The 16,097-nt window shown below is 32.4% G+C and carries 17 protein-coding genes; 5 read left to right on the top strand and 12 right to left on the bottom strand.

Annotated elements, in window-relative coordinates:
* Positions 1 to 19: 19 nt before the first annotated feature.
* Positions 20 to 703 (top strand): ArsR/SmtB family transcription factor, encoded by a 684-nt coding sequence (locus OLM54_RS12595; protein ID WP_264534968.1) that lies wholly within the window; start codon positions 20 to 22, stop codon positions 701 to 703.
* 119 nt (positions 704 to 822) lie between these two features.
* Here OLM54_RS12595 and OLM54_RS12590 read toward each other — a convergent pair whose 3' ends face one another.
* The 3 genes from OLM54_RS12590 to OLM54_RS12580 form a co-directional block, all read right to left on the bottom strand.
* A complete protein-coding gene (locus OLM54_RS12590; RefSeq protein WP_264534967.1) occupies positions 823 to 1,674 on the bottom strand; it encodes an alpha/beta fold hydrolase in 852 nt (283 codons plus the stop codon).
* A 184-nt stretch (positions 1,675 to 1,858) separates the two neighbouring features.
* Entirely contained in the window at positions 1,859 to 2,638 is a 780-nt protein-coding gene (locus OLM54_RS12585) for a zinc ribbon domain-containing protein (protein ID WP_072974617.1), read from the bottom strand.
* 3 nt (positions 2,639 to 2,641) lie between these two features.
* A complete protein-coding gene (locus OLM54_RS12580) occupies positions 2,642 to 3,736 on the bottom strand; it encodes a Nif3-like dinuclear metal center hexameric protein (RefSeq protein ID WP_264534966.1) in 1,095 nt (364 codons plus the stop codon).
* 196 nt (positions 3,737 to 3,932) lie between these two features.
* On the opposite strand from OLM54_RS12580, the gene OLM54_RS12575 reads away from it, so the two are divergent.
* Genes OLM54_RS12575 through lpxK form a run of 3 tightly spaced genes read left to right on the top strand, consistent with a single transcriptional unit; the run spans position 3,933 to position 5,468 of the window.
* Positions 3,933 to 4,184 (top strand): DUF2683 family protein, encoded by a 252-nt coding sequence (locus tag OLM54_RS12575; protein WP_264534965.1) that lies wholly within the window; start codon positions 3,933 to 3,935, stop codon positions 4,182 to 4,184.
* Positions 4,160 to 4,441 (top strand): Txe/YoeB family addiction module toxin, encoded by a 282-nt coding sequence (locus OLM54_RS12570; RefSeq protein ID WP_264534964.1) that lies wholly within the window; start codon positions 4,160 to 4,162, stop codon positions 4,439 to 4,441. Before OLM54_RS12575 ends, OLM54_RS12570 begins: the two co-directional genes overlap by 25 nt.
* Positions 4,442 to 4,445: 4 nt before the next feature.
* Complete coding sequence (gene lpxK, locus OLM54_RS12565; protein WP_264534963.1) at positions 4,446 to 5,468, top strand: tetraacyldisaccharide 4'-kinase; 1,023 nt, start codon at positions 4,446 to 4,448, stop codon at positions 5,466 to 5,468.
* A gap of 33 nt (positions 5,469 to 5,501) precedes the next feature.
* Here the strand turns inward: lpxK and OLM54_RS12560 are convergent, their stop codons facing one another.
* The 3 genes from OLM54_RS12560 to lipA form a co-directional block, all read right to left on the bottom strand.
* The gene (locus OLM54_RS12560) at positions 5,502 to 7,673 is read right to left on the bottom strand and encodes an ATP-binding protein (RefSeq protein ID WP_264534962.1); all 2,172 of its coding nucleotides are present in this window, start codon (positions 7,671 to 7,673) and stop codon (positions 5,502 to 5,504) included.
* Positions 7,674 to 7,698: 25 nt separating this feature from the next.
* Positions 7,699 to 8,697, bottom strand: coding sequence for a type I glyceraldehyde-3-phosphate dehydrogenase (gene gap, locus OLM54_RS12555; protein WP_264534961.1), 999 nt, complete (start codon positions 8,695 to 8,697; stop codon positions 7,699 to 7,701).
* Positions 8,698 to 8,787: 90 nt separating this feature from the next.
* Complete coding sequence (gene lipA, locus OLM54_RS12550; RefSeq protein ID WP_264534960.1) at positions 8,788 to 9,654, bottom strand: lipoyl synthase; 867 nt, start codon at positions 9,652 to 9,654, stop codon at positions 8,788 to 8,790.
* A 321-nt stretch (positions 9,655 to 9,975) separates the two neighbouring features.
* Here lipA and OLM54_RS12545 point away from each other — a divergent pair, with 321 nt between their 5' ends.
* Entirely contained in the window at positions 9,976 to 10,854 is an 879-nt protein-coding gene (locus OLM54_RS12545; protein WP_264534959.1) for a M48 family metalloprotease, read from the top strand.
* A gap of 67 nt (positions 10,855 to 10,921) precedes the next feature.
* Here the strand turns inward: OLM54_RS12545 and OLM54_RS12540 are convergent, their stop codons facing one another.
* From OLM54_RS12540 to murB, 6 genes are all read right to left on the bottom strand, one after another.
* Complete coding sequence (locus tag OLM54_RS12540; RefSeq protein WP_264534958.1) at positions 10,922 to 11,302, bottom strand: PH domain-containing protein; 381 nt, start codon at positions 11,300 to 11,302, stop codon at positions 10,922 to 10,924.
* Between the two features lie 317 nt (positions 11,303 to 11,619).
* Positions 11,620 to 12,447, bottom strand: coding sequence for an energy transducer TonB (locus OLM54_RS12535; protein WP_264534957.1), 828 nt, complete (start codon positions 12,445 to 12,447; stop codon positions 11,620 to 11,622).
* A gap of 159 nt (positions 12,448 to 12,606) precedes the next feature.
* Positions 12,607 to 13,158, bottom strand: coding sequence for an RNA polymerase sigma factor (locus OLM54_RS12530; protein ID WP_264534956.1), 552 nt, complete (start codon positions 13,156 to 13,158; stop codon positions 12,607 to 12,609).
* On the bottom strand, positions 13,149 to 14,255 hold the full coding sequence (locus OLM54_RS12525; protein WP_264534955.1) for a glycosyltransferase: 1,107 nt from the start codon (positions 14,253 to 14,255) through the stop codon (positions 13,149 to 13,151). Before OLM54_RS12525 ends, OLM54_RS12530 begins: the two co-directional genes overlap by 10 nt.
* 83 nt (positions 14,256 to 14,338) lie before the next feature.
* A complete protein-coding gene (locus OLM54_RS12520; RefSeq protein WP_264534954.1) occupies positions 14,339 to 14,953 on the bottom strand; it encodes an FMN-binding negative transcriptional regulator in 615 nt (204 codons plus the stop codon).
* A gap of 35 nt (positions 14,954 to 14,988) precedes the next feature.
* Positions 14,989 to 16,002: a UDP-N-acetylmuramate dehydrogenase gene (murB, locus tag OLM54_RS12515; RefSeq protein WP_264534953.1), complete on the bottom strand. Its 1,014-nt coding sequence runs from the start codon at positions 16,000 to 16,002 to the stop codon at positions 14,989 to 14,991.
* Between the last annotated feature and the right edge of the window lie 95 nt (positions 16,003 to 16,097).

Below are 16,097 nucleotides of genomic sequence, written 5' to 3'. Positions count from 1 at the left end.
ACTTAACTATAAAATCTAAATGGAAGATCAATTTGTAAAAACAGCAGCATTAATAGGCGATCCAACGCGCGCCGCAATTATGTGGACATTGCTCGATGGTAGAGCTTTTACTGCAACAGAACTTGCAATTGCTGCCAATACTTCGCCTCAAAATATAAGCATGCATTTGACGAAACTACTCGATGGAAATTTACTTTCTGTGGAGAAACAAGGAAGACATAAATATTATAGATTTTTAAATAAAGAAGTAGCGTACGCTGTTGAAGCAATGACAAATCTTGTTCCGAGGCCAGAAATTCGATCAAAAAAAGAAACAGATCATTATCCTCCAATAAAATATTGCAGAACTTGTTACGATCATTTGGCCGGAAAAATTGGCGTTGCTTTAAGCGATAGTTTGTTAGAGCAAAAAATAATTCTGAGCAAGAATGATACTTTTGAAATTAGTTCCGAAGGCAAAAAATGGTTCTTCGATTTCGGAATTAATTTAGGAGAAGCCCAAAAACAAAAACGAATATTCCTGAAACCGTGTCTCGATTGGAGCGAAAGACGAAACCATATCGCAGGTTCAATAGGAACATTGTTATTGAATAAAATGCTGGATCAGGACTGGCTCAGAAGAACAAAAGATTCAAGAGCCATAATTATTACCGGAAAAGGTGAGAAGGAATTATTGAAATATTTTAAGATCGTGGTTTCTTAGAATTTTAGATTGAAGATTGTAGACTTTAGCCAATCTATGTCGAGCTGCTACGTTCCTTCGACTCCGCTCAGGATGACAAAGCTAACTTTGTCCCTTTGAGCCTTTGTAGCTTTGAACCTTTAAGAAAAAAACAAAAACTCAATAACCTTGTCATACAATTCATCATCATGCATGCCGTGACCTAAACCTTTGGTTTCTATAAACTGGCTATTTTTCCAATTACTGGCGATTTTTTTACCTTCTTCAAAAGCAACAACACTATCTGAGGTGTCATGCGCAATAAAGCCCGGAACATTAAATTCTGCAGCAAATTTTTGTCCGGAGAAATCATCTATTTTAAAATTGAAACGATTAATGAATTTGCTTTCAAGAAGTGAAAACATTTTAGTATTCAAACTTAACATTGAAATATAATTGTCAATCAAAGTTTTTAAATCAGAAGGCGCTCCCAGAATCACCATTTTATTAATACTGGTATTTGGGAATAAATATTGATGATAAACACAGGCAGCTCCGCCAATAGAGTGACCAATAATTATTGTTGGCTGGTATTTTTCTACTGCTTTATTGATAAATTCGGCATAAAGCGGAATATTAAATTCTTTACCGCTGCTTTGTCCGTGTGCCGGAGCATCGATCGCTATAATAGTGCTTCCTGATTTTTGAAGATGAGGCAGCGTTTTTTTCCAGCGGGAAGCATTGCTTTCCCAACCGTGAACTAAAAGTATTTTGGTTTCATTTCCTTTCCAGATATAAGTCTGAAAATGATGTTCGTTATGATGAAACGTTTCTGTCTCTGTGTTTCTTAAAAATTTAGGTAAACTGTCTTTCTGTAATCTTCCAATTCTTGGCTGACTAAAAAGAGCGTAAGAAAGTGCAACAGCTTTTTGTGGGCGAACATAACTCAAGAAGTTAATATATTGTCCAACCGATTTTAATGTAATGAAACGAATTCCTTTTTTAATTCCCAAAACTTAATTTTTTTCTAAAGGTAAAAAATAAGATTTTAAACTTCGTAAAAAAAAAATTCCCACAGATTAAAAGATTTACACAGATTATAAATCACTCAAAAAGTAAAATAATCTTTCTAATCTTTTTAATCTGCGGCAAAAAATAATGATAAAAAAAAGTCCCGATTAAATCGGGACCTGATATTTAGAATTTAGAGAACAATTGCTCCATTTTTTCTTTTTCTTCTTCAGCTAATGCGCTGTCAACCAAAATTCTTCCAGAGTGCTCATCAGTAATGATTTTCTTTCTTGAAGCAATTTCTACTTGAGTTTGTGGCGGAATAGTAAAGAATGATCCTGCAGAAGCTCCTCTTTCGATAGAAACTACAGCTAAACCATTACGAACGCTGCTTCTGATTCTGTTGTAAGCAGCAAGCAATCTCTCTTCAATTTGACCTGAAAACTCAGCAGATTTCTCAGATAAGAAGATTTCTTCTTTTTGAGTTTCGGCCATAATAGCGTCAAGTTCAGATTTTTTATGTTTTAAATGCGAACTTTTTGCGTCAAGTTTTTCTTTTAAGTTAGAAATAACTTCTTTTTTATGTTCGATAGAAGCTTTCATTTCTTTGATTTGCTTTTCAGCCAATTGAATTTCTAATTCCTGAAATTCAACCTCTTTAGTCAAAGAATTAAATTCTCTGTTATTACGAACTGATTCTTGTTGTTTTGTGTATTTTTTAATAACCTCTTTGTGCTCATCAATAGCATTTTTCTTTGCTTTGATAAGATCCTCAATCACCTCAAGTTCACTTTTCAGTTTCTCTGAACGAGTGCTTAAACCTGCAACTTCATCTTCTAGATCTTCCACTTCTAAAGGAAGTTCTCCTCTTACGTTTCTGATTTCGTCAATTCTAGAGTCAATAAGCTGTAAATCGTATATTGCTCTTAACTTGTCCTCAACACTTAATTCTTTCGTATTCGCCATATTCTATAAGTACTTAACTGGATTTGTATTTTCTTCTGATAAAATGATTGCAAAATTAAGGATTTTTTTTCGAAGATAATCAACAATATAGTTTTTTGTATAGCGTTCGCTCTCAAAATGACCAATATCTGCTAAAAGTAACTTGTTTTCGGCTTCGTAAAACTGATGGTATTTTAAATCGGCAGTTAAAAAAGCATCAGCTCCGGCTATAATTGCATTTTTTATGGCAAAACTTCCTGAACCTCCCAAAACAGCAACTTTCCTGATTTTTTTTCCTAAAAAAGCAGAATGACGAATTCCATCAGCAATCATTTTATCTTTTACGAAATTTAAGAACTCTTTTTCATCCATTTCAGTTTCAAATTCACCAATCATTCCTAAACCAATATTTTGATGAGAATTTAGAAGATCATAAATTTCATAAGCCACTTCTTCATAAATATGACTTGCAAAAAGTGCTTTTAAAATCCTGGATTGCAAATGTTTTTCAAACGTAACTTCAATTTTTATTTCTTCGGTTTCAGTCAATTCGTAACGTTCTCCAATTACCGGATTGCTTTCAGAATTTCCTTTATAAGTTCCAGTTCCGTTGGAGTTAAAACTGCAATTTTCATAATTTCCAATATTTCCAGCGCCGGCATCAAACAAAGCCTGACGTACTTTTTGAGCATTTTCAGGAACAGTGTAAGTCACTAATTTTTGAATGAAATTCTGTTTCGGAATCAAAACTTTCGTGTTTGTCAAGCCTAAAGCATCACAGAAAATTTTATTAACGCCAGCCGAATGATTATCTAAAGCGGTGTGAACAGCATAAATCGCAATGTCATTTTTGATCGCTTTTAAAATCGCACGTTCAACATAATTTTTGCCAGTGATTTTTTTGATTCCGGAAAACAAAATCGGATGAAAACAAACGACCAAATTGCAGTTTTTACTAATCGCTTCTTCAATTACGTTTTCTAAAGCATCGTGACAAACTAAAACTCCGGTGCTTTCGGTTTCTGTATTTCCAACTAAAAGCCCAACATTGTCAAAATCTTCGGCGTATGCCAAAGGAGCCATTTCTTCAAGAACTTCTATTATATTTTTGATTTTCATTTTTAAAGTTTCAAGTTTCAGGTTTCAAGTTTTTTGAGATCAAAACCTGAAACAAATTAACGAAAAATATTATAATTAGATAAATTCACTTTTTTTGAAAAGTTTGTTCTTTGGTTTGATAAATTGTTACTGTTGGTAATAATTCTTATTACTAACATAATGTGAATTTTGTATCTTTGTATTTAAATCAAAAACTATGAAAACACTAACCGTAAAAATAAACGAACGTACAAAGATAGGGAAAGCTTTTATCGCTATGTTTGATAGTTTTAAAGATTTTGACGAAATTGAAATTATTGAAACAGATTCGAAAAAACTCCAAAAAGAAAAAAGCATATATACTCCTGAATTTATTGCGAAAGTTAAAAAAGCAGAAGAAAATATTAAAAATGGCGAAACAACAAGGTTAGATCCGAAAGATATATGGGGAAGTTTAGGGTTGAAGTAACTAAAATTGCAAATCAGGATATTGAAAAACATAAAAAATCAGGAAATAAAATTTCTATTAAAAATATTGCTAAAATTTTAATTGATCTCACAGAAAATCCATACGAAGGATTTGGAAGTCCTGAACAACTAAAGCATGAATATTCAGGATTATGGTCGCGACGAATTAATCAAAAAGACCGATTGATTTACCGTATTGAAAACGAAATTGTAACTGTTTTTGTAATTTCAGCCATGGGACATTATTCTGATAAATAATTCTATGAACTTACTTCGAAAAATACTTTTTCCGTTTGCCATATTATATGGATTCATTACTTCAATCAGGAATTTTCTTTTTGATAAAGAAATTCTAAAATCTACTTCGTTTGATATTCCGGTTATTGCCGTTGGAAATTTAAGTGTTGGCGGAACTGGGAAAACCCCACAAATTGAATATTTAATTCGGTTATTATCGAATCAATATAAAGTTGCCACTTTAAGTCGTGGTTATAAACGAAAATCGGAAGGTTTTGTTTTGGCTGATGCAACTTCAAACGCTGCCGTTTTGGGAGATGAACCTTTTCAGTTTTATCAAAAATTTCCAAATATCCAGGTTGCGGTTGATGCAAACAGAACTAATGGAATTACACAATTGCTTTCGCAGAAAATAAGACCTCAAATAATTTTACTTGATGATGCTTATCAGCACAGAAAAGTAAAAGCTGGGTTTTATATTTTACTGACTTCTTATGGTGATTTATATTCTGATGATTTTATGCTGCCAACCGGAAATTTGCGTGAGAGCAGGAGAGGAGCCAATCGCGCCAACATCGTAATTGTAACAAAATGCCCGAAGAATTTGTCTGATGAAGAACAAAGTGAAATTTGGAAGAAATTGAAATTAACCCCTTCACAGCAATTATATTTTACTTTTATAGATTATGATGATGCCATTTATGGTAAAGACGAAAAAATTGCTGTAAACGAAATCAAAAATGAGTCAAAATTGCTTTTGGCAGGAATTGCAAAACCAACGCCATTTTTTAATTATCTGAAAAATGAAAATGATGAATGTCTGACCTTTCCTGATCATCATCATTTTTCTGAAAAAGATTTAGATGAAATTCAATATAAAGCGCAAAACAAAAAAATCATCACAACAGAAAAAGATTATGTTCGCCTAAAAGATTCTAAATTGATTTCGCAACTGTATTATCTTCCCATCAAAAGTACTTTTATCAATAATCAGCAAAATTTTGATGCAACAATTTTTAATTATGTTAAGATTAACTTAGAATCTTAGTAACTCAAAATTTGAGCAACTTTTAAAAAAAAACTAATCAAAAAACTTAGCAATTGTGCTGTAAAATTCGTCAGGAACGAAAGGTTTTGTAATTACGTCATTCATGCCAAATGCTAATAACATGTCTCTGTTTTCGTCAAGCGAAATAGCTGTTAAAGCAATAATTGGAGTAGTTTTATCAAATTCCCTAATTTGTTTGGTAGCCGTTGTTCCGTTTATTCCCGGCAAATGAACATCCATCAAAATCATATCAAAGTGTTTTACTTTTAAAAGTTCTACAGCTTCTTCGCCATTATCGATTATCTCGCAGCAAATCGCTTTATTTTCGAGCATTTTTCGGGTAATCATCTGATTGATTTTATTATCTTCAATCAACAAAATCGATTTGTGTTTTAATTGCGTATCATTGTATAGTTTTACTTCTTCAACCTTTTCCATTGGTTCATTATTAATACTAAAATCCAGTTTGAAAGTAAAAGTAGAACCTTTTCCAACCTCGCTTTTTAGTTTAATTTCTCCGCCTAAAAGTTCGATTAGTTTTTTTACAATAGTTAATCCCAAACCTGTACCGCCATATTTTCGATTTACTTCTATAGAACCTTGTGAGAAACTTTCAAAAACAGTCTGCAATTTATCTTCAGGAATACCAATTCCCGTATCTACAATTTCAAAATAAATAGTTGCGTTTTCTTCGGTTTTAGCGAATAATTTGGCAATTACATTCACATGTCCGTTTTGAGTAAACTTTAAAGCGTTATTGATTAAATTAAGTATAATTTGAGAAACTTTAGTTGGATCGCCAATTAAATTGTCCGGAATTGTTTTGTCTATTTCAAGATTAAAATAGTTTTTATTGGCAGTAGCTAATTCTTTTAAGGAACCCTGAATATTAAAAAGTAATTCTTTTAAGTTGAAAGTAATGTTTTCTATTTCGACTTTTGTAGAATCTATTTTATTTATCTCAAGAATTTCATTGATAAAAGTGGTAAGATAATTTCCGGAAAATTTTAGGGATTCGAGGTATTTTAATTGTTTTTTCTTCGGACTATCTTCAAGAAGTAAATGTGTGATTCCGTTTATAGCATTCAGAGGAGTTCGAAGCTCGTGACTCACAGTTGATAAAAACTCAGATCTGGCTTTTGATGCTTTTTCGGCTTTGTTTTTAGCCAGAATTAATTCTTTGTTTTTTTCTCTTAAAAGTAAATTATTCTGGTTCCGGATAATATTGTTTTTATATAACGCTAAACTCAAAAGTGATAAAATTGATATTAGAGCAATGGCCAGAATGCTGATAAGTTTAGAATACCGATAGGTTTTTAATTGGATTTTTTCTTCGCTTTCCCGTTTTAAAACATTGTTCAGCGATTGATTTTTTTTGAATCTTTCAAATTCATTCAAATCTATTTTGGCATTCTTTAGCTTTAAAATATAATTCTCTATTTGATAATGTTCGTCAAGATAAGAGTAGGCGAGATCAAAGTTTCTGTTTTCTTTGTAATACTGACTTATTGCAAGTACAATTTTTGATTTTTGAATTAAATCTGTGGTTTTTGAATTGAGTTCTAAAGCATTATCATAATAAATAATGGCCGAATCGTTTTGTTTGAGCTGTGTTTCGATTAAACCAAGCTGATAATATGAATCGACTTTAGTTTTTAAAATAGAATGATTGTCAGGTTTTTTGGTTATTGCTTTGAAGGTATTTATGGCCGCTTTTAAATCATTATTAGTTTTAAACGCCATCGCTTTTTGATAGTTTAAAACTTCGGCACTATCAACAATATTTAGCTTTTTAAATAGCGTATGTGCTTTTTTATAATAAATATCGGCTGTTTGGTGATTGCCTTTTGCAGTGTTTGTGACACCAATATAATGCAGTGCTAGGGCTTTGGTACAAGTAGGTTTTACATTATCAAACAATGAAACACTTTTGTGAAAGTTTCGTAAGGCATCTTCGTATTTCCGCTGATTGTAGTAAATTTTTCCAAGCTTAAAAGTTTGATTGGCTAAACTTTCAGGTTTGTGATTGGTTTCGCAAAAAGCTATTGATTTTTTAGTGAAAAAAATCGCCTGACTGTATTTTTTAGTTTTAAGATTGGTGTTGGCTAACTTGTTATAATAGGAAATACTATCTATATTCTGTCTAGTTTGAGAATACAAAATTGAATTAAAAAAACTAATTAGAATTAAAAGGTGGTATTTCATGTATTGCAATGCTTTTACAATGAATTTATGTTTTTCTCATCAGTAAAATCAAATCTATTAATCGTGATGAATAGCCAATTTCGTTATCGTACCAACCAACCACTTTTACCATTTTATCGATAACAGATGTTAGTTGTGCGTCGAATAAGCACGAATTTGTATTGCCAATTATATCAACCGAAACGATCGGATCTTCTGTGTAATCTAATATTCCTTTTAAACTTGTATTTGAGGCTTTTTCGAATGCTTTGTTAATCTCTTCAATAGTTACGGCACGCTTTACATTAAATGTAATATCAGTTAATGAACCATCAGGAACCGGTACACGAATTCCGCAGCCACCTATTTTTTCATGCAATTTAGGAAAAATTTTTGTTAATGCCTTAGCTGCACCTGTAGTTGTTGGAACAATTGACTGACTTGCGCCTCTCGCCCTGCGTAAATCCTTATGTGGCTGGTCGTGAAGACTTTGGTCTGTCGTGTAAGAATGTATCGTTGTTATGTACGCTTGCTCGATTCCGCATAATTCATCGATAATTTTTATCATCGGAGCAGCGTTGTTTGTCGTACAGCTTGCATTTGAAACAATAGTTTCGGTCCCGTCTAAAATATGTTCATTTACTCCTAAAACAACAGTTTTTATAGTATCAACTTCTGATGGAGCTGAAAGTATTACCCTTTTTGCTCCGGAAATAATATGCGCATTTAATTCTTCGTGTGTTTTATATTTCCCGGTTGATTCTATTACGAAATCAATATTGTGATTTTTCCAGTCCAGATTTGAAATCTTTTTTTCATGAAAAAATAAATAATGTTTTCCATCAACAATAATGCTTTCTTCGTCGTGGCTTACTTTAAAAGGCAAAACACCATGAATACTGTCGTACTTAATTAAGTGCGACATGGTTTTATTATCAGCAATGTCATTGATCGCAACAACTTCAATTTCAGGATGGTTTAAAAGGAGACGGAATAAATTTCGGCCAATTCTTCCAAAACCGTTAATAGCAATTCTAGTTTTCAATCTCTTTGTTTATTTGTTTAATCGTTCAGCTGTTTAATCGTTTAATTACCAGTGCGATTAAACAATTAAACAGTTAAGCAAATAACCTTTTTATAAAATATGTTTTTGTGCTTTGTATGAAGAACGAACTAATGGTCCGCTTTCGACATGACGGAAACCTAACTCTAAACCAAATTTTTCATATTTAGCAAATTGGTCCGGCGTAATAAATTCCTTTACAGGTAAATGTTTTTTACTTGGCTGTAGGTATTGGCCAATCGTAACAACGTCAACATTTGCATTGCGTAAATCTGTCATGGTTTGAAAAACTTCTTCTTCAGTTTCTCCAAGACCTAACATGATTCCGGATTTTGTTCTGTTGATTCCTTTTTCTTTTAAATAACGTAAAACTTCAAGACTACGATCGTATTTTGCCTGAATACGTACTTCACGTGTTAAGCGACGAACTGTTTCAACATTATGAGAAACCACTTCAGGATTTGCTTCAACAATTCTGTCAAGATTTCTTTCGATTCCCTGAAAATCCGGAATCAAAGTTTCAAGCGTAGTATTCGGATTCATTCTGCGAATAGCTTTCACAGTTTCTATCCAGATAATAGAACCGCCATCTTTTAAATCATCTCTGTCAACACTTGTAATTACAGCGTGTTTAATATTCATGATTTTTATTGAACGCGCTACTTTTTCAGGTTCGTCCCAATCTACGGTTTCAGGTCTTCCGGTTTTAACACCGCAAAATCCGCAGGAACGTGTACAAACGTTTCCTAAAATCATAAAAGTTGCCGTTCCTTCGCCCCAGCATTCACCCATATTTGGGCAGCTTCCTGAGGTACAAATAGTATTTAAGCTGTATTTATCAACTAAACCGCGTAGTTCAGTATATTTTTGTCCAATTGGAAGTTTTACCTTCAACCATTTAGGTTTAGCAGTTGGTATATTTTCAATGATTGTTTCCATATATCAAAATTCAAAGTACAAAGATAAGCAATGTAGTTTATTTGGAGATTCGTTTATAATTTAATTTAAAACCGGATTTCTATACAACCGTTTTAATAATTGTTTCATTAAGATGTTAAAATATTATGTTTAAAAATGCTAGAATGATCTAAAGTTTTCTTTTTTCCATCTTTTATTCTGAAAAGATGAATAATTGTGACAGTTGTTTGATTCTTACTCATTTAAAATTTATACCTTTATTTGTTAAAAAATAAGTGAACAAGGGTTAAAATGATATTTTCTTAATAGTACATTTGTTGTTAAATTGTAATTATAAAAAACATGAAAAAGAATTTAATTGTAATAGGAGTTTTATTTGCCTCGTTTGGAGTTACTAAAATGAATGCGCAAATTAATTTTGGAGAAAAAGCAATAGGAGCTGTTCAAAAAGGTGTTACAGGTTTTACTTTCAGTAACGCCGATGCTGCCGCATTATCTAAAGCTGCGGTTGATAAAATGGATACTGAAAATGAAGTCGCTGCTGCAACAGATGGATACGCTATAAGATTGAATAGAGTTTTTGGAAAACATACTACCGGCGATGGCTATACTTTAAACTATAAAGTATACAAATTAAAAGAAGTAAATGCCTTTGCTACCGCAGATGGAAGCGTTCGTGTATATTCAGGATTAATGGATATTATGGATGATAATGAATTGCTTGCTGTAATTGGTCACGAAATTGGTCACGTTGCAAATCATGATTCTCAGGACGCTATTAAAGCGGCTTATAAAAAAGAAGCTTTAATGGATGCGGCGGCTTCACAATCAACAACAGTTGCAAGTGTTACAGATAGCCAGTTAGGAAAAATTGGAAGCTCTATTATTGATAGTAAATTTAGCCGTAAGCAAGAAGCTGAGGCAGATTTGTTTTCTTATAATTTCTTGAAAAAGAATGGTTATAATATAAATGCAGAAGAATCTGCTTTCAGAATTTTGGCAAAAATGAGTGAAGGAACCCAAGCTTCATTTATTGATCAAATGATGAGTTCGCACCCGGACTCTAAACAAAGAGCTGATGATGCTAAGAAAAGAGCAGAGAAAGATGGTGTTTATAAAGCTTATGTACAGCAAAAAATTGTAAATACTGCTCCGGTTGTAAAAACAACAACAAAAAAGACTACAACTACTAAAAAAACAACAACCACTAAAAAGAAATAATTTCTAATTTAGTCAAAAATAAAACCCGACAAATTTTTAAAATCTGTCGGGTTTCTTATTTAATAAATTATCCTAAAACGTGATGTGCCAATACTTTTTGCACTTCATACACATTTACAGATTTAGTAAACTGCTTTACAATACTTGGCTGTAACTCACTTGAAACCCAAATTTTTAATTCGGCATCAAGATCAAAAGTTCCGGCAGTTTCTACGCTAAAACGAGTAATGCTTTTATAACTAATTGATTTATATTCTGTTTTACTTCCCGTTATTCCTTGTACATCAACAAGAATTAATCTTTTATTAGTAAAGATAAAAGTATCACGAATTAATTTAAATCCCATTTCTACTTCTTCGTTATCAGTTAAAAGCTGACCGTATTTTTTAATTAAATCTTCCTGACTAACTGCGCCAGCGTTACCAAGAAGTGCTGAAAATATTCCCATTTTATTGATTTTTTTGTTTTAATGAATTTCTTTTTCTGTATTGTAAAAGTAATTAAAATAAAAAAAATGAAGTTGTTTTTTACCATTAAGAGATTAAGAAATAGTAAGTAAAGTTTTGTGCTATTTTAATTAGCTGTAATGTCGCTAAGCCACAAGTTTTTTGTTTCACGCAGATTTTAAAAAGATTTAAGCAGATATATGCAGATAATTTTATAATTGATTTTTAATTAAAAAATCTGCTTAAATCTTTTTAAAATCTGCGTGAAATAATTTAAGCCCATAAAAAAAGCAGAACCTAAATTCTGCTTTTTGTTTTTTTATTCTGCTTCTGTTTTTATTGTAATTGGAAGATTATATGCAGTTCGTACTGCTTTACCGTTTAAGATTCCCGGACTCCATTTTGTTTTTAATGATTTTAAAACTCGAATAGCTTCTTTGCCAACTCCGTAACCAGGATCATTTCTCACCATGATGTCAGTTATAGAACCATCTTTTTCGATTACAAATGAAACGTACACTTTTAGTGTTCTTTCAGCATCTAATTCTGGTCTTGTAAAATTGTTTCCAACATAAGCATAAAACTTCGCCATTCCACCTGGAAATTCAGGCATTTTGTCTAATGCAGCTGTGCTCAAAACAGAATCTCCTGTATCTGCAGGTTGAATTCCTTCTCCACCACCGTTACCAGTTGATGGCAATGTGTTAACAGAAGTTCCTGTTCCTGTCGAAGTATTGTCTACAACAGCATGGTTCTCCGTGTTTGGCGCGATATCTTGTACCGCATCCTGAGTAGCTGTAACAACCGGATTTATTAATTGTACATTAGTTGTTGGTTCTGCAATTTGTTGCTGAACAGGTGGCGCTACCGCTTCTTCTGTTTTTGGCTGTACAATAGTTGGATCTATTAATACAGGAACTATTGGCTCATCAATAATTAGTGGTCCTTGAACAATGTCAACCGCTCTGAATTTGCTAATTAGCATCGATATGCTTCCTAAAGCTGCAATTAAAAGCAACGCCATAAATAGTGCTGTAATAGATGTTTTGGAACTTTCCTGGCGCAATTGATACGCTCCATACTCTTTGTTTTTGTTTTCGAAAACAAGATTGGTCCACTTGGATTCGTAGATACTAGATTTAGACATAGTTAATTGGATTTTAAGGTTAAGTAAACATTAAATCATAAGCCAAATGGATTAGTTTGTAACTAAGAACGGAAAATTAAAGAACTTTTTGTTTGTTAAATTAGTAATGTTTTAAGAATAAATAAGAAGATTTTTTATTCTTTATCTAAAGATAATAAATTATCTGTTACGTTCGATGATTTCTGCTAATAATTTTTTAGCTCGAAGTAATTTTACTTTTACATTGCTTAAAGGCTCATCAATCTTGAGTGCAATTTCCTGATACGTCATTTCCTGAAAGTAACGTAAATGAATTACTTCCTGATAATGCGGCTTTAATTCCTTAATACATTGCAGTAAACGCGATAGATTTTGCTCTTTAATCAAAGCATCTTCCGCCGATGGAGTAGGGTCGGCGATGTTGTAAGCTTGTTGATCTTCGGCATCTGTAATTTCAATAAAAAGATTGGTTTTCTTTTTTCGCAATAAATCAATATAGACATTTTTCGCGATTGCGATTAACCATGTATTGAATTGAAATTCAGGATTATAAGATCCTATTTTGTCAAAAGCTTTTGAGAAAGTTTCGATAGTAATATCTTCTGCAATCGTTTCGTTTTCGGTACGTTTTAGCATAAAACTGTACACTTCATTCCAATAAAAATCTAATAAAAAAGTAAAGGCAATCTGGTCGCCTTTTTTAGCTTTCTCTATTTTAGAATTTATTTCCAATGTACAGGTTTTGAAAAGATATTAGTTATAAAGATATTAATTTGTGTGAATATAAGCATGATTTCAACAATAGGAAACCAAATTTTAAGATCTCTCTCTCTAAATTTTCCGGCAGAAAATCCCATTACAATCCACACAATTGTGTAACGGGTTGCCAATAGTGCCACTACGGCGATCCATTGAAATTGGAAAGCCAGTAATACTATAACTGTTAAAAAGAAGAATAATTGTGAACTATAGAAAAGACCCAATTGCATTTTGTCAAAAAACTTGTAATAGTTTGCTGTAGAGGTATGTCTTCTTTTTTGAATAAACCAGGCTTTGTATGATTCTTTTGGTTTAGAATAAGTGAAACTTTCAGGACTATAAGCAATCGTGGTATTGGCTTTTGTTGCAGCTTGATTTATAAATAAATCATCATCGCCGGAACGAACCTGAATATGATCTATAAAACCGTTTACATTAAAAAACTCTTCTTTTTTATAGGCTAAATTTCTGCCAACTCCCATGTATGGTAAACCTGATTTTGCCCATGAAAAGTATTGAACAGCAGTAAGTATAGTTTCAAATCGGATAACTTTATTTAATAAAGAATTCTCCTTTTTTTCATAACCGCCATATCCTAAAACAATCGTTTTTTCTGTAGTAAATTGCGAAGCCATAGCAGTAATCCAGTCTTTTGAAGTTGGATAACAATCAGCGTCGGTAAACAATAAATATTCTTTTTTAGACGCTTTTATTCCTAACGTTAACGCATATTTTTTATTTCCCCAAAAAGCTTCGTTATTTTGTACTTTAACCAAACGAATATTGGAATATTTTTTTTCGTATTCTTCAAAAACTTCCAGCGTTTCGTCGCTTGATGCATCATCAATTAATACGATTTCAAAATCAGGATAATTCTGTTCTGCTAATAACGGAATATAATTTGTAACGTTTTTTTCTTCGTTTTTAGCACATACAATTACAGAAACAGGAATGTTTTTTGGCGTAATAGTTTGTGGTTTAGCAAAAGCAAATTTGCCAAAAACACCAAGATAATAAAAAAGCTGCACAACAACTATGGCAATAAAAAAGTAAAATATATATATAAGCATCTGATTTTAATGTCTTTTAATTTTTCAATCTTTCGAGTGCAAATGTACTTATGAATTCCTAATTTTCAACGGTTAATACCAATTTACTTTCGGCATTTCGACATTTCTTTCGCAACAGCAATAGACTGAGGGTTTTCAGTTTTTTCCAGTTCGGAGATTATATTTTTATAATTGTGATCATCGCGGTTTTGAGACAGCTTTTTAGTGGCCTGGATTTCATCAATTTCAATCTCAAAACCAAAAATTCCTCTGGCTTCACGCATTGTTTTTACTGATAAATCTTCGACCCTAACTGGGTTTACTGAATTAGCTTCATACTTGTCAACCAATTTTTTGAGTTGTTCTATCGTCGCCGTTTCATCTACAATCTTTATTCGTCCATAAACATGTACGGCTATATAATTCCATGTTGGTACATTTTCATGATCATACCATGATGAAGAAATATAACTATGCGGACCAGTAAATACAACTAAAACCTGATCATTTTCGGCAAAACCTTCAGCTTGCGGATTTAATTTTGAAATATGTCCTTGCAGAATTTCTTTTCCGTCAGCATTCAATTCAAGTTCTATCGGAATATGCGTTGCACATAATTTTCCGTTCGTCTGATTAATCAAAATCCCAAAACTATTTTCTTTCAAAAAAGCTCTGATTGATTCCGGATCTTCATTTTTGTATAAGTTAGGTGTATACATTTTTGGTAGTTTTATTTCAAAGATTTCAAAAAAAATTAAATCACATTAACTTCAGCTTCAATATGAATTCCAAAAATTTCAAAAACAGTTTTTTGAACATCTCTCGAAACAGCTAAAATTTCCTGTCCAGTTGCATTTCCATAATTGACTAAAACCAAAGCCTGATTTTTATGCACTCCGGCATCTCCAAAACGTTTTCCTTTAAAACCGGCTTGCTCAATTAACCAGCCCGCCGGAACTTTTACTTCCGTTTCAGAAACTTCATAATATTTCATTTCAGGAAACTTCTGGTGGATTTTTTCAAAATCAGATTTCAATAAAATCGGATTTTTAAAGAAACTTCCGCTATTTCCAAGCTCTTTCGGATCCGGTAATTTACTTTGTCTGATGGCAATTACCGCGTTACTCACATCTTTTAAAGTTGGAGTTGTAACATTGTTTTTAGCCAATTCAGCCGTAATATCTCCGTATGAAGTATTGATTTTATGATTGTGTTTTGTCAGTTTATAAACTACTGATGTAATAATATATTGATCTTTAACGTCATTTTTAAAGATACTTTCTCTGTAACCAAAATTGCATTCAGGATTTGTAAAAGTTTTCATTTCCTGAGTTTCGATATTCATTGCTTCACACGAAACAAAAGTGTCTTTTATCTCTGCTCCGTAAGCGCCAATATTCTGAACCGGAGTTGTACCCACATTTCCCGGAATCAATGACATGTTTTCTAAACCTCCAAAATTGTTTTCGATGGTATAAAGTACGAAATCGTGCCACGTTTCGCCGGCCTGACTTTCGACCCAAACAAAATCATCGTCTTCTTTAATGATTTTTTTGCCTTTTAAATCAATATGAATTACCAAAGCATCGATATCTTTTGTTAAAAGCATGTTGCTTCCGCCTCCAAGAATAAATTTTTTCTCGTTTTTGTTTTCTTCTAAAATAGTTTTCAATTCAGCAACTGAATGTACAGCAACGAATTGTTTTGCTTTGGCTTCAATGCCAAAAGTATTGTAGTTTTTTAAAGAAAAATTGGATTGGATTTCCATAAATAAAAGGCTTTTAAATCTGAGTTCAAAAGTAAGAATTATAATTTTGTCTAACCGCAAAGAGCGCAAAGTTTTACGCCATGCTCGCAAAGCTT

This window comes from Flavobacterium sp. N1736, assembly GCF_025947065.1.
Lineage (GTDB): Bacteria > Bacteroidota > Bacteroidia > Flavobacteriales > Flavobacteriaceae > Flavobacterium.
The sequence above is the reverse complement of the archived record's forward strand: the minus strand, read 5'-3'. Positions and strand labels throughout refer to the sequence as shown.

Coding starts and splice junctions, on each gene's coding strand:
- OLM54_RS12595 (WP_264534968.1), top strand. CDS start 20: ATGGAAGATCAATTTGTAAAAACAGCAGCATTAATAGGCGATCCAACG.
- OLM54_RS12585 (WP_072974617.1), bottom strand. CDS start 2,638: ATGGCGAATACGAAAGAATTAAGTGTTGAGGACAAGTTAAGAGCAATA.
- OLM54_RS12580 (WP_264534966.1), bottom strand. CDS start 3,736: ATGAAAATCAAAAATATAATAGAAGTTCTTGAAGAAATGGCTCCTTTG.
- OLM54_RS12575 (WP_264534965.1), top strand. CDS start 3,933: ATGAAAACACTAACCGTAAAAATAAACGAACGTACAAAGATAGGGAAA.
- OLM54_RS12570 (WP_264534964.1), top strand. CDS start 4,160: ATGGGGAAGTTTAGGGTTGAAGTAACTAAAATTGCAAATCAGGATATT.
- lpxK (WP_264534963.1), top strand. CDS start 4,446: ATGAACTTACTTCGAAAAATACTTTTTCCGTTTGCCATATTATATGGA.
- OLM54_RS12560 (WP_264534962.1), bottom strand. CDS start 7,673: ATGAAATACCACCTTTTAATTCTAATTAGTTTTTTTAATTCAATTTTG.
- lipA (WP_264534960.1), bottom strand. CDS start 9,654: ATGGAAACAATCATTGAAAATATACCAACTGCTAAACCTAAATGGTTG.
- OLM54_RS12545 (WP_264534959.1), top strand. CDS start 9,976: ATGAAAAAGAATTTAATTGTAATAGGAGTTTTATTTGCCTCGTTTGGA.
- OLM54_RS12540 (WP_264534958.1), bottom strand. CDS start 11,302: ATGGGAATATTTTCAGCACTTCTTGGTAACGCTGGCGCAGTTAGTCAG.
- OLM54_RS12535 (WP_264534957.1), bottom strand. CDS start 12,447: ATGTCTAAATCTAGTATCTACGAATCCAAGTGGACCAATCTTGTTTTC.
- OLM54_RS12525 (WP_264534955.1), bottom strand. CDS start 14,255: ATGCTTATATATATATTTTACTTTTTTATTGCCATAGTTGTTGTGCAG.
- OLM54_RS12520 (WP_264534954.1), bottom strand. CDS start 14,953: ATGTATACACCTAACTTATACAAAAATGAAGATCCGGAATCAATCAGA.
- murB (WP_264534953.1), bottom strand. CDS start 16,002: ATGGAAATCCAATCCAATTTTTCTTTAAAAAACTACAATACTTTTGGC.